Origin of the sequence: Pseudarthrobacter sulfonivorans (assembly GCF_001484605.1) — a bacterium.
Taxonomy (GTDB): Bacteria; Actinomycetota; Actinomycetes; order Actinomycetales; family Micrococcaceae; genus Arthrobacter; species Arthrobacter sulfonivorans_A.
Map to the genome: position 1 here is coordinate 1,646,386 of NZ_CP013747.1, position 13,088 is coordinate 1,659,473.

Genomic DNA, 13,088 nt, shown 5'->3' on the forward strand with positions numbered 1-13,088 from the left:
TCGCAACAGGCACCCCCGAGATCCGGGGCGCCGGCCCGGCGACGGAACACCTTCACACAGCGCGAACGGACACTTGAGGCCCTGGAATCTTCGGATTTGGGCCTCAAGTGTCCGTTCGCGCGGTCGTGGAGGCGTAAGTGTCCGTTCGCGCTGCTATTGGGAGTGGGGTAGGTGCCTGGCGCGCGGGCGCGAAGGACGGAAGAGAACGTACGACGGCGGGACGCGTCAGCGTCCTTTCGGCACCAGCCGCACGGCCAGGGTTGTGCAGACGAAGAACATCAGCACCGAGCCCAGGATCACCAGCAGCGCCGGGGTCCACGAACCCGAGGCGTCGTGCACGAAGCCCACCAGCGGCGGTGCCACCGCCCCGAAGCAGTAACCGAGCCCCTGGACCGTGGCGGACATCCGGCCCGCGGACACCTGGTCCCGGGCCAGCTTGATGATGGCGATGAAGATCAGCGTGATCCCGCCGCCCTGCGCGATGCCGCCGAACGTGGACCACAGCCACCACAGTTCCGGCGCCAGCAGCAGCCCGCCCGGGACGGCCGTCCACAACAACCCCACGGTGACTGCCGTCGTCGTCGTACTGAAATATTTGGCCGCGAACGGCACTCCCAAGCCGCCAACGATGGCGAAGATCTGGAACAGCGATGAGCCTGCCCCGGCTGCCGAGGCGGACATGCCAAGTTCGTCGTTGAGGTAGCTCGGCAGCCACGCCGTCACCGCGTAGTAGGAAAACGCCTGCCCGGCGAAGCCTGCGGTGAGCCCGGCGGTAATCCAGCCGGAACCCTTGACGGCCGGATGTCCCTGCCCGCCGGCCACCACGGTGCGGGAGGGCACAAACGCGGTGCGGGCGCCCACGGCGAGGGTCCAGAAAACGATGGCAATCACAGCCAGAATGCCCACGGCGGCCAGGGCCACCCGCCAACCGGCCAGCTCGGCCAGCGGCGCCGTGACCATCGATGTCAGGAATGATCCGATGTTCAGAGCCGCCGTGTACACACCCATGGCGGTCCCTTGGCGCATTGGGGAGAAGTCGCGGCGGATAATCAACGGCACTGCGATATTGCCCACCGTGATGGCCAGGCCGATCATCACCGTGCCCACCACCACCGGTCCCGGGCCGCCGGCCGAGCGCACAATCACGCCTGCCAGGACGCCAAGGATGGTGAGGGAAACAGCGAACTCCGCGCCGAGTTTCCTCGTGGTCAGTGACGCCAGGGCCGCGGCGAGCGCGAAGCACAGCACCGGGATGCTCGTCAGCAGGCCCAACAGCACGGGGGTAAATCCGAGGTCGGCCTGCATCAGGTCAACCACCGGGGCAACGGCAACGAAGGGCCCACGCAGGTTCAGCGCCAGCAGTCCGATACAGGCCAGGAGGATCCAGCCCTTGGGAACTTTGGCCAGGAACTGTCCGCTCATGAGGATTCGGCGGTGACTAAATAGGATTTCATCACTTCCATTGCTATCACGGCGTATTGCCCCGGACGCCACAGGCAACGTCATGGCGCCCTGGCATACGATGAAGCTCACACCGGCGGGCCCCAACGTGCGGGTACAAAAGCCGCTCACCTCGGACGAAGGAACAGACATGCAACAACGGCTTGCCATCCTCGACGACTACCAGGACGTGGCGCACGGTTTCGCCGACTGGGCCGCCCTGGAACAGGCCGGCGTTACAGCGTCCGTCTTCCGCGAGCCCTTCCAGTCCGAGGACGCCCTGGCAGCAGCCCTCGCCAACTACCAGATCGTCATAGCGATGCGTGAGCGGACCCCGTTCCCCCGCACCGTGCTGGAACGTCTCCCTGGGCTGAAGCTGCTGGTGACCACCGGCATGGCCAACGCCGCCATCGATGTGGCCGCGGCAACGGAACTCGGCATCACCGTGTGCGGCACGCCCGGGTCCCCCACGGCCGCGCCCGAGCTGACCTGGGCGTTGCTGCTCGCGATCGCCCGCAACCTTCCGTCCGAGGAGAACTCGCTGCGTGCCGGCACGTGGCAGACCTCAGTGGGGATGGAGCTTTCCGGCAAGACCCTGGGCGTCGTGGGCCTGGGCAAGATCGGGCGGCGGATCGCGGCGTACGGGCAGGCTTTCGGCATGGAAGTGCTCGCCTGGAGCCAGAATCTCACCGATGAGGCCGCCGCCGAGGCAGGCGTTCAGAAGGTCAGCAAGGAGGACCTTTTCGAGAATTCCGACGTCGTGTCCCTCCACCTGCGGCTGTCTCCCCGTTCCGAGGACATCGTGGGTGAGCAGGAACTGCGGCTCCTGGGGCCGGAAGGCATCCTGGTGAACACCTCGCGGGGTCCGCTGGTGAACCAGGATGCCCTGGTGCGGGCCTTGAACGAGGGCTGGATCCGGGGCGCGGCCCTGGACGTTTTTGACCAGGAACCACTTCCCGCGGGCCACCCGCTGCTCAGCGCCCCCAACACTGTGCTGTCCCCGCACCTCGGCTACGTGACGGCCGAGAGCTACCGGCAGTTCTACGGTGGCGCGTTCGAGGACGTCAAGGCCTGGCTGGAGGGAACGCCGGTCCGCGTGATCACGGCAGAGTGATCGCGGCCTGGCAGCTAGCCGGCCGCTGGATGGTGGACTCGATTGCCGCACGACAACACGCGTGGATGGTGAAAGCCGGGCCTCCCCGATTGCTGGCAGGCCCGGCTTTCGCTTCGAATATGAGCGGGGCCTGCTAGAAGCGGAGCGTCCGCAGGTAGTTGTAGCCCACCTCGGCCGTCTGCAGCGGCGTGACGTCCGGCTGGTCGTTCTCGACGATGTATTCCTTCGGGGTGTGTGCCCGGAAGATGCGTGCGAAGTTGATTGTTCCGGTTCCGAGGTCAGCAAAATCCCCCGCCACGGCCCGGTCCTTCACGTGGTACTGCAGAACCTTCTGCGGAGCCTGGAGGATGGTGTCGATAGCGAACCCGACGGGATCCGCCGCACCCACGCCAATGCCTCCGGCCACCGCCCAGTAGAGGTCTACCTCGAGGTGGACCAGTTTCGGATCGAGGCGGCTGGTGAAGATTTCCCAGGGTGTCAGGCCGCCGCCGAGGTCGGTGGTGAACTCGTGCGCGTGGTTGTGGTAGCCGTACTTCAGGCCGGACTCGCGGGCAACTGATGCCTCTGCGTTCATCTGGTCAGCCCAGCGCTCCCAGTCACTTTTGGAGCTCGAAACCAGGTAAGGAACATTGATGTGGGTCTGGCCGAGAGTCACCGCGTTGGCGATCTTGGTCTCCAGCGCGGCCGGAGTGGCGCTGATTCCGTCATGGCTCGAAGAGGGTTTGATGCCCAGTGAATCAAGGGTGGAGCGCATCGCCTCGGCGGTGCGGCCGTAAAGACCGGCGAGCTCAACCTTGGTGAAGCCGTAGTTGGCGAGGCTCGCAAGCGTGGCGTCCACACCGTCGCCCCGCATGATCGAACGGAGCGTGTACAGCTGGATGCTGATGAGTCCGGGGGGAACCGGCCGGCCCGCCTGGGTGGCCGGAGCGGCCACTGCAGCGGCCCCGCCCATACCGGCGAGGCCCACACCCACGCCTGCTGCCACTGCTCCCCTCAGGAAGCCGCGCCGATCGACGCCCTTCTCTTCCAATGAACGACGAAGGGCGCCTGGGGCATTAAATCCGAAGCACATATGTTTGCCTTTCCTGGCAGTGAATGCGTTCCTTCACCGGCCTTGGTGAGGGGAAGCATGCGAAGCTGCAACGCAGCAGGTTGATTACGGGGCTCGCGGCAGGGACTGACCACGGCCAAGCGGCAGCGCCGCCCACGGTTGGTTGCTTCACCCACAGCGTCCTCGCCGTACGCTTCGCGCTCCACCGTTGCCGTCGTAAGGATCAGACGCGATGGGGACAGGAACTCATAGCTAGAGATGTGATGACCGCTGTCGCCGAGGTGAGTTCCCTGATTTCACGCGCTTTTAGTCACGCCTGAAACCCAGCCAGAAAGTGTTGTTGGCTTTCAGTCTGGCCGGTCATCGGCGCCTCGAACTCGAAGTAGAGTCGCCGCGACCGGGCTTTGGCATTGACACTAATCCGGGGTTTTGTTGTCTGTCAAGCAAAAGTCGTCGGATCTTGGGATAACTTCGTCGACCTACCCGGCCGCGGCTCCGGACAAGCCCAAAACCATGGCATCGATTCGCTGAGGTGACATGGCATGGTGAATGGCCAGCATGCTGGCGCCCAGCACACCCGCGTCGAGCCCCGAACTGGACTGGACGATCTGCAGGTGTTGGGTCGCCAAGGGAATTGTGCGTGAGTAGACCACCTCGCGGATGCCCGCAATGAAATGCTCACCCGTCAGGGCCATGGATCCGCCAATAATGATGACCGACGGGTTGATCAGACTGACACAGGCCGAGAGAACCTCGCCTACGTCCCTGCCCGCCTGACGCACCGCATGCACGGCTTCCGTACTGCCAGCGCCGACCAGCCGCACGACGTCTTCACTGGTGCTGGCCTCCATGCCGAGCGCACGCAACTTCGACGCGACGGCTGGCCCCGATGCGACAGCTTCGAGGCAATCCTTATTCCCGCAGTGGCAGGGAACACCCGTGCCGTCGTGCACCCTGATATGCCCAATATCCCCGGCGACCCCGTCCGCACCCCGCTGCAGCATGCCGCTGGAGACAATGCCGGCGCCAATACCGGTGGCCACTTTGACGAAGATGAGATTGTCTACGTTCGGCCATGCAACATTGCGTTCCCCCAGCGCCATGATATTCACATCGTTGTCGACGAGGACCGGTACGTGGAAGTGGGCCTGCAAGTGGCCCGGAACGTCGAAGCCATTCCAGCCAGGCATGATCGGAGGATTGATGGGCCTGCCCGTCCTGTGCTCCACAGGACCGGGCAGGCCAATGCCGATGGCCAGGAGGTCCCTGATCGCCCGTCCGGAGTCGTGGAGCAGTTCGCTGCCCAGTTCAACGACGGCCTCGAGAACCACGTCAGGACCCTGGGATACTTCGATGGTGCGTGCAGTCTCGCGCAAGCGGTGACCGGTGAGATCCGTTACGGCCACACGCAGGTGGGATGCTCCGATGTCCACACCAAGGACAACTTTACTACCGGCCTTCAACGCGATGCGCGAGGAGGGGCGGCCCCCGGTCGAGACGGCATCGTCCACGAAGCCGACCAGCCCAAGTTCCATGAGCGCCTCGATACGCAGCGTGATGGTGGAACGCGCCAGCCCCATCTGCTCCGCCAGCTCAGTGCGGGTACGCGGTCGTCCGTCCCGCAGGATCTGGAACAGCTCGCTCGCACCGGACGTACCTAGGCCATTAAAGCTACTTATGTCACTCATCGACTAATTACAGCACACCTTTCGACAAAACAAATGGCTGAAATTGAACCTCTCTGCTTTAAGGGCGGACTCTAATCCTGGGGAATCGGACTACCGACAGGGAGGAGCTATGAGGGGGCGGGGAGGGCACGTAATACGCGTAACTACGCTCATATTCGATCTAAATACGAATGTTAGGAGCGTGAATATATCGACCCACACTGGACATTCGTTGTTTGTCGCCATTAGTCGTGTTACGTTCTTTGTGATCGACGTCTCCAGCTCACCTACACGTGACGGTACGTGAACGACCGGCTCGGCCAGATGCAGCATCACTTCAAGGAGGAAGCTTTGATGGGGGACATCCCTCGCAGTGGTCCGCGCACACAGCGGCGGGCGCTGCGCAAGATGGCAGCAGCTACCTAGCTGGCCATTGCAGCAACCGCAGCACTGACCAGCCCGGCTGCCGCGGCCACTGCCTCCACTAACGCCAACTCCGCAGCTTGCGCACAGCTTCACCATCCTCACCTGCTACTCCTACTGACGCTGAGCTCGCCGACGGGCTACGCCCGTTGAGGGCTTGCACCACCGCACTCTGAAAGGACATCACATTGGGTACATCAGCTGAAGGGACTCCGGGCGTGACCACGAGCCCACATGCCTATGGCAAGACGGGCATCTGGCTCATCGGCGCGCGAGGGTCAGTGGCAACCACAGCCACGGTGGGCCTGGCCGCCATCTCCGCCGGCCTTGCCGAGGCCACCGGGTGCGTCACAGAGCAGGAACACTTCGGCGGGGTCGCGCTTCCCAACTTCGCAGACTTTGTGGTGGGCGGCCATGACATCAGCGACGTTTGCATGGCCAAGCGTGCCGAGGCACTCGTTGAATCGGGGATGCTGCCGCTTCACCTGGTCGAATCCGTCCGACCCCAACTCGTGGAAGCCGACCAGCGTGTACGGCCCGGCTACAATCCTGCGCAGAAATCAGAGTCACAGGCCGAGGTGGCGCGCAGGCTTGCGAAGGACATCTTGGATTTCAAGGACTCCAACCGCCTGGAACGCGTCATTGTTCTTGACGTCGCCTCGACCGAAGCCCCAGTTCAACCGATCGCTGAATTCACTGACGCGCACCTGCTGCTGACTGCGCTGGAGGACCCCGCACGGTCAGTGCTGCCGCCCAGTTCCGTCAGCGCCTACGCCGCCGCCCTGGCTGGTTCCCCGTACGTATGCTTCACCCCCTCCACCGCCTTCAACGTGCCCGCGCTGCGTGAACTGGCTGCCCGGCACCACGTTCCAACGGCTGGCCAGGACGGTAAGACGGGCCAAACCTGGCTCCGGTCCGTGCTGGCACCGGCATTTGCCGCCCGCGGGCTGCGTGTCCTGTCATGGGCCGGAACCAACCTGCTCGGCGGGGGTGACGGCGCGACGCTCGCTGACCCGCAGGCCGTTTCGGGGAAACTGCAGTCCAAGAATCGCGGGCTTCAGGAACTGACCGGAGGTGCTGTTACGCCGCTTCACATTGACAACGTTCAGGATCTCGGCGAGACGAAGGTCGCCTGGGACCACGTCAACGTTGAAGGTTTCCTCGGTTCCCGGCTGACGCTGCAGACCACTTGGAGCGCTTACGACTCCATGCTGGCTGCACCCATGGTGCTTGACCTCTCGCGCCTGATGGCTCTGGCCCACGCTGCCGGCGAAGAAGGCCACGTCGGAGCACTTGGATTCTTCTTCAAGGATCCGTGGGGCAGCGATGAGCACTCGTTCGCCAACCAGACACACAACCTCCTGGAGTGGGCCAAGAACGCGAGCGCTACGCTGGGTACCGGCACCGGGAGCCTCGATCAGCAGTGAACCGCGTTAACGACTACCTCGAATTGGTCCGTGCGCCGGCCGTCCTTACCGTCCTCGGCGATACGCTCGCAGGTGGGTCCGCCGCAGGGCACGCACTCAGCGGCCGCCGGATCGTTCTCCCCCTCGCCAGCGCCTGCCTCTACGCAGGCGGCATGGCACTGAATGACTACGCCGACCGCGGGACCGATGCACGCGAACGGCCGGAACGGCCCATTCCCTCCGGGAGAATCAGTGCCCGCAACGCCCTCACTGCCGCAACGGTCCTCACGCTGGCGGGGCTAGGCCTCAGCGCCGCAGGTGGTGGCAGGCGGGCGTTCGCAGTTGGACTTCCGCTCGCCACCGCAATCTGGACCTACGACCTGCTGGCCAAGAACCACGCGGTATCAGGTGCCCTCGCCATGGGTTCCTGCCGCGCCCTCGACGTTCTCATGGGCGCCGGCTCCGGGCACCTTCGGGCCGCGCTTCCCGCTGCGGGCATCATGGGCGGACACACGGTGGCTGTCACCCTCCTATCGCGCGGTGAAGTGGAGGGAACGACGACGGCGACCGCTTCGGGAGTCGCCGCCGGCACCGGCCTGCTTGCCGCTGCCGTGGTAGCCGGCTCTGCCGGGCCCCGCAACCAGGTCCTTGCTGTGTTTGCCGCCAGTGCTGCGTATGCTGCCCGATGCGCTCCGGCCCAGGTGCGGGCTGCCCGCAACCCGGTGGCGAAAAGCGCACTTGAAGCCACCAAGGCAGGCATCCGGGCGATGATCCCCCTGCAGGCAGCACTCACGCTTCGCCACGGAAACCTGGCCGCCGCCGGAGTGCTTGCGTCGGTGGATCTGCTAGGCATGATCCTGCGTTCCCGTCCCCGGAGTTCGAGGATCAGCGAGTCATGACAGGAACCACATTCGCATCAGAATCCACGATGCCCTTCAGCCTGGGATACGGGACCAACGGTTTCGCCGACCACCCCCTTCCCATAGCGCTCGAACTCCTCGCTGAGCAGGGCTACGACGCTGTAGCACTGACGTTGGGCCACCCGCACCTGGACCCGTTTGCTGATGACCTGGACGCGCAACTGCAGTCACTGCGAAGCCGGCTCGACGAGCTGGGGCTCCGCGTAGTCATTGAAACTGGCACCCGCTTCCTGCTGGACCCGCGACGCAAGCACCGGCCCGCCCTGGTGGATGAAGATGCCGCAGTCCGGCTCGCCTTCCTGCGCCGGGCTGTCGACATCGCCGCGGCTTTGGAGGCAGAATGCGTCTCCTTCTTCTCGGGCGTACTTCCAGAAGACACCACCCCGGAAACGGGATGGCAGCGGCTCATCGCCCGGGTCGCCGACATCGTTGAGTATGCTCGCGGCAAGGGCGTGCTTCTCGCCGTCGAACCTGAACCGGGAATGCTGGTCGAGACGGTTTCCGACGTGCTGCGCCTTCGGGCAGAACTGGGCGATCCGGACAATCTGCGGGTGACCGTGGATATCGGCCACTGTGTAGTGGTCGAGCCGGCCGGTGTGCGGGGGGCCCTCCTGGAAGCCGGTCCGCTGCTGGCCAACGTCCAACTGGACGACATGCGCCCGCATGCCCACGAGCACCTGCCGTTTGGCGAAGGCACCGTCGATCTCCCGCTCGCACTCGCGACCCTGGCCGAACTGGGCTACCACGGTGTTGCCGCCGTCGAGCTGCCGCGACACTCCCATGACGCTCCGGGACTGGCGGTGCGCAGCATGGATGCCCTCCGCGCCGGCTGGCACGAAGCAGGAACCATAAGGGAATCCGAACGCTGGCTGCAGGAGAGCACAACGGCGATCGCCGCCAACCCTGGCACCCTTAACAACATCTTCGCCAGGGCCGGTCGCCGCCTGGGCCGCAGCCCTCTTCATCCGGACGCCGATCCCACCGGTGTTCTGTTCGGCACCACAAGCGACCATGCGCGGGGCCAGCTGATGGGCCGGCTTGGGGAGTTCCTTTCGCCCGATGAACTGGCCGAAGCCTTGCTGGCTCTCTACGACGGCGGCGATTCGGCAGAACGCCGGGGCTTGCTCAGGGGATTGGGAGCGTTGGCCACAGGCTTACCCAAGCTGCCGGACGTCGTCGTCACCGCGGGACTGCGCCTGACGGCGGACGCCCTGCGGACCAGCGAAAGCGGCATTGTCGCGGCCGCTGCCGGTCCGTTCGCGGCAGCCTACCTGGACCAACACAGCTGGCGTCATGCCGTACTGAAGCTGGTGTTCATGGGCATCAGCCTCAGCGCCGTCACTGATCTCCAGAAGCGGGCTGATGACGAGCTCGCCCGGATGGCACGCGACTTCGCCGCGGAACGCACCGCCGCAGGGCGTCCGATCCCGGAGGACGTCCATCTGCTCATGCAGTCCTCATCCAGCTTTTCCACCTCTTCTTAAGGAAAGCCAGCTATGCGCATTTTCGATCCGCACATTCACATGACAAGCCGGACCACCAATGATTACGAGGCCCTTTACGCCAACGGAGTGCGCGCCCTCGTGGAACCCGCGTTCTGGATGGGCCAGCCCCGCACCAACGTCGGCTCCTTCATCGACTACTTCGACTCCCTGCTGGGCTGGGAGCGGTTCCGCGCCGCCCAATTCGGCATCCGGCATCACGCCACGATCGCCCTCAACCCCAAGGAGGCGAACGATCCCCGGTGCGTTCCCGTCCTGGATGAGATCCCCCGCTACCTGGTGAAGGAGGGCGTGGTGGCCATCGGCGAGATCGGCTACGACTCGATGACGCCCGCCGAGGACGAGGCATTCAGCCGCCAGTTGCAGCTCGCACGTGAGTATTCACTGCCGGTGATGGTGCACACCCCGCACAGGGAGAAGCTTGCCGGCACACAGAGGACGCTGGACGTCGTCCGCGAGTCAGGCGTTACACCCGGCATGGTGGTTGTTGATCACCTTAATGAGACAAACGTGGAGATGGTGAAGGACGCCGGAGCATGGATGGGGTTCTCGATCTACCCGGACACCAAAATGGATGAGCGGCGCATGGTCGCGATCCTCGGCAGGTACGGAACTGAAAGGGTGCTGGTCAACTCCGCGGCTGACTGGGGCCGGTCGGACCCACTTAAAACCGTCAGCACGGCCAACGCAATGCTCGCGGCGGGCTTCACGGCCGACGACGTCGACAAGGTGCTCTGGCGCAATCCTGTCGAGTTCTACGGCCAGAGTGGCCAGCTGATTCTTGATCCGATCCCCGGCTTCGACGCGGCTGAACTGCCGGATGCAGCAGCGGGTTTCGAAGGTAACTCAGTCCTGCGGGGGGCCCGGGTCTGATGCTCCTTTCATACTGCACCAACGTCCACCCGGCTGAAGATCTCGACGGCGTGATCCGGCAGCTCCGCGAGTACGCCGGTCCGATCCGCCGCACCGTGGGCCTGGCGATCCTCGGCGTGGGACTGTGGCTGCCCGCCGGGCTGGCCCGTCAACTGGCTCACAGTGAGGAGGACCGCGCCGCCCTCCGCGACGTCCTCGACGCTGAAGGGCTGCAGCTGCACACCATCAATGCCTTCCCTTATGGCGGCTTCCACAATGAAGTCGTTAAGCTCGACGTCTACAAGCCGACGTGGGCCGACCGTGAGCGGCTGGAGTACACGCTGAACTGTGCGGAGGTGCTGGCAGCACTTCTGCCCGAGGACACAGCCGGCTCAATTTCGACCCTGCCCCTTGCCTGGCGCGAGTCATGGACACAGAACGACGACGACGCCGCCACTACCGCGTTCGCCGAACTGAGCTCCCGCTTGAGTGACCTGCGGGAGCGTACGGGCAAGACCGTCCGCGTGGCCGTCGAACCCGAGCCGGGCTGCGTGCTCGATACCGTCACCGACGTCGTCGGCTGGCTGGGAACACGAATCGAACGCGGCGTCGATCCCGAATTCGTCGGCCTGTGCGTGGACACCTGCCACCTGGCCGTTTCATTTGCGGACCCGGCCGGCGCAGTCAACGAAATTGATGCAGCAGGCCTGCGGATAGTAAAGGTACAGGCGTCGGCAGCCCTGCACGTAACGGATCCGACCGACCCGGCAGCCCGGGCGGCCCTGGCGGCGTTCGTTGAACCGCGATATCTCCACCAGGTAAGGGAGGCGCAGCCGGGCGGGATTATTGCTGCCGACGATCTCGCCGAAGCCCTCGCTGAGCTGCCGGGGGAAAGCGCGTGGCGGGTTCACTTCCACATCCCACTTCATCATGTGCCCTCAGCCCCTTTGGAGACCACCGTGGACGTGCTGCGGCGGACCGTCGCCGAAGTTGGTCAGTTGCCCTATGCGCCTGAGGTCCACCTTGACATCGAGACCTATACCTGGAGCGTGCTGCCTGGCGCGTCGGTGGGCATCACCGAGGGGATTGCGGCAGAGATCGCGTGGGCGCAGTCGAACCTGTTCGCTGCCGCACCCACGCCCTGAGAACGCGTATTTCGCACGTCACTCACAACCCGAAGCAAGGAAGATCCGTGAAACCCGTACTGCTGCTAAACGTCGTTGGTCTGACCGCCAAGGCCCTGAGCCAGATGCCTCGCTTGTCGCGGCTTGCGGCACAGGGGTGGTCCTCGGAACTGGCTACAGTGCTGCCCGCGGTGACGTGCACAGTGCAGTCCACTATGCTGACGGGCTTGGCGCCAGCACAACACGGGATCGTGGGGAATGGCTGGTACTTCCGGGAGCTCGGCGATGTTTTCCTGTGGCGCCAGCACAACAAGCTTGTCAGCGGCGAGAATATCTGGGAGGCAGCCCGCCGTCAGCATCCCGGGTACAGCGCAGGCAATGTCTGCTGGTGGTACGCCATGGGGATGTCCACGGACCTCACAGTGACACCCCGGCCGGTTTATCATGCAGACGGTCGCAAATCACCCGATGCGTACGTACGACCGGCGGAACTGCACGATGAACTTGTCTCCAACTTCGGGGACTTCCCGCTCTTCCAGTACTGGGGCCCGACGGCAACGATCCGATCGAGCGAGTGGATCGTCAATTCCACCAGGCACATCATGCGGAACCAGTCACCGAACCTGCTGATGGCCTATCTGCCGCACCTGGACTATGACCTCCAGCGGTTTGGACCCGACTCGCCGCAGGCTGCCCGCGCGGCTGCCGAGCTCGACCGTACCCTTGCGCCGCTGCTGGATGAGGCCGAGGCACGCGGTTATGCCGTAATTGCAGTAGCCGAGTACGGGATCGAAGAAGCACGCACACCTGTCGACATCAACCGCGTACTGCGCCGGGAAGGCCTGCTCGAGGTCTACGTGCAGGACGGCAGCGAGCAGCTCGATCCATGGACCTCCCGGGCGTTTGCCGTAGCTGACCACCAGGTTGCACATGTGTACGTCTCAAACCCGTCGGACGTTGAGCGGGTGGCAGCACTTCTTCGCGGGACTGACGGAGTGGATGAGGTCCTCGACCGGGAAGCGCAGGGCCGCTACGGCCTCGATCACGAAAGGTCCGGGGAGCTCGTTGTCATAGCGGAGCCGGGTGCCTGGTTCACCTACTATTTCTGGCTCGACGACGAGCGGGCACCCGAGTACGCCCGCGGCGTCGATATCCATCGGAAACCTGGCTACGACCCCGCCGAACTCTTCTTCAACCCAGCGGACAAGCTGGCGAAGGCCAAAGCAGGACTCAACCTGGTCAAAAAGAAGCTGGGCCTGCGGTACGCCATGAGCACCGTGCCCCTTGATCCGACGCATGTGCGGGGCACCCATGGACGGCTTCCTGATTCTCCCGACGGCACGCCCCTGATTATTGGCTCGGAGGCCCGGATTCCCTCTTCGGTGGAGGGCTTCCTGAACAGTGGCCGGCAGGTCCCCGCCGCTGCGGTTAAGGAGCTCGTGCTTCAGACCCAAGGCATCCACAGCTAAATATTAGCGTTTTAAACAACAAAGGCAGTTCGGACAATTTGTCCGCATGGCCTCGCATTGTTCTGCCCGCAGAACAGGCAAAGCTCAAGATTTGCTCAATTTTGTTTTCTGAAACCACTA

10 protein-coding genes are annotated in these 13,088 nt (G+C 64.3%); 7 read left to right on the forward strand and 3 right to left on the reverse strand.

Translation table 11 applies throughout. The features are described 5' to 3' along the window. Positions 1 to 225 precede the first annotated feature (225 nt). Positions 226 to 1,422 carry a CynX/NimT family MFS transporter gene (locus tag AU252_RS07210; protein ID WP_058930134.1) on the reverse strand — a complete coding sequence of 399 codons (1,197 nt, stop codon included), beginning with the start codon at positions 1,420 to 1,422 and terminating at the stop codon, positions 226 to 228. A 169-nt stretch (positions 1,423 to 1,591) separates the two neighbouring features. On the opposite strand from AU252_RS07210, the gene AU252_RS07215 reads away from it, so the two are divergent. Then, on the forward strand, positions 1,592 to 2,554 hold the full coding sequence (locus AU252_RS07215) for a D-2-hydroxyacid dehydrogenase family protein (RefSeq protein ID WP_058932805.1): 963 nt from the start codon (positions 1,592 to 1,594) through the stop codon (positions 2,552 to 2,554). A 133-nt stretch (positions 2,555 to 2,687) separates the two neighbouring features. Here the strand turns inward: AU252_RS07215 and AU252_RS07220 are convergent, their stop codons facing one another. Together AU252_RS07220 and AU252_RS07225 are read right to left on the reverse strand one after the other, a co-directional pair. Next, a complete protein-coding gene (locus AU252_RS07220) occupies positions 2,688 to 3,539 on the reverse strand; it encodes a sugar phosphate isomerase/epimerase family protein (RefSeq protein ID WP_205630650.1) in 852 nt (283 codons plus the stop codon). A gap of 545 nt (positions 3,540 to 4,084) precedes the next feature. Beyond that, positions 4,085 to 5,293, reverse strand: coding sequence for an ROK family transcriptional regulator (locus AU252_RS07225; RefSeq protein WP_058930136.1), 1,209 nt, complete (start codon positions 5,291 to 5,293; stop codon positions 4,085 to 4,087). A 620-nt stretch (positions 5,294 to 5,913) separates the two neighbouring features. Here AU252_RS07225 and AU252_RS07230 point away from each other — a divergent pair. Genes AU252_RS07230 through AU252_RS07255 form a run of 6 tightly spaced genes read left to right on the forward strand, consistent with a single transcriptional unit; the run spans position 5,914 to position 12,968 of the window. Beyond that, the gene (locus tag AU252_RS07230) at positions 5,914 to 7,122 is read left to right on the forward strand and encodes an inositol-3-phosphate synthase (protein WP_058930137.1); all 1,209 of its coding nucleotides are present in this window, start codon (positions 5,914 to 5,916) and stop codon (positions 7,120 to 7,122) included. Next, positions 7,119 to 8,000 carry an SCO3242 family prenyltransferase gene (locus tag AU252_RS07235; RefSeq protein WP_058930138.1) on the forward strand — a complete coding sequence of 294 codons (882 nt, stop codon included), beginning with the start codon at positions 7,119 to 7,121 and terminating at the stop codon, positions 7,998 to 8,000. Before AU252_RS07230 ends, AU252_RS07235 begins: the two co-directional genes overlap by 4 nt. Beyond that, the gene (locus AU252_RS07240) at positions 7,997 to 9,505 is read left to right on the forward strand and encodes an EboA domain-containing protein (protein ID WP_205630651.1); all 1,509 of its coding nucleotides are present in this window, start codon (positions 7,997 to 7,999) and stop codon (positions 9,503 to 9,505) included. Before AU252_RS07235 ends, AU252_RS07240 begins: the two co-directional genes overlap by 4 nt. Before the next feature lie 12 nt (positions 9,506 to 9,517). After that, a complete protein-coding gene (locus AU252_RS07245) occupies positions 9,518 to 10,396 on the forward strand; it encodes a TatD family hydrolase (RefSeq protein ID WP_058930139.1) in 879 nt (292 codons plus the stop codon). Beyond that, positions 10,396 to 11,520 carry a metabolite traffic protein EboE gene (gene eboE / locus AU252_RS07250; protein ID WP_058930140.1) on the forward strand — a complete coding sequence of 375 codons (1,125 nt, stop codon included), beginning with the start codon at positions 10,396 to 10,398 and terminating at the stop codon, positions 11,518 to 11,520. The genes AU252_RS07245 and eboE overlap by 1 nt, the downstream gene beginning before the upstream one ends. A 47-nt stretch (positions 11,521 to 11,567) precedes the next feature. Next, complete coding sequence (locus AU252_RS07255) at positions 11,568 to 12,968, forward strand: alkaline phosphatase family protein (protein ID WP_058930141.1); 1,401 nt, start codon at positions 11,568 to 11,570, stop codon at positions 12,966 to 12,968. The last annotated feature ends 120 nt before the right edge of the window (positions 12,969 to 13,088 follow it).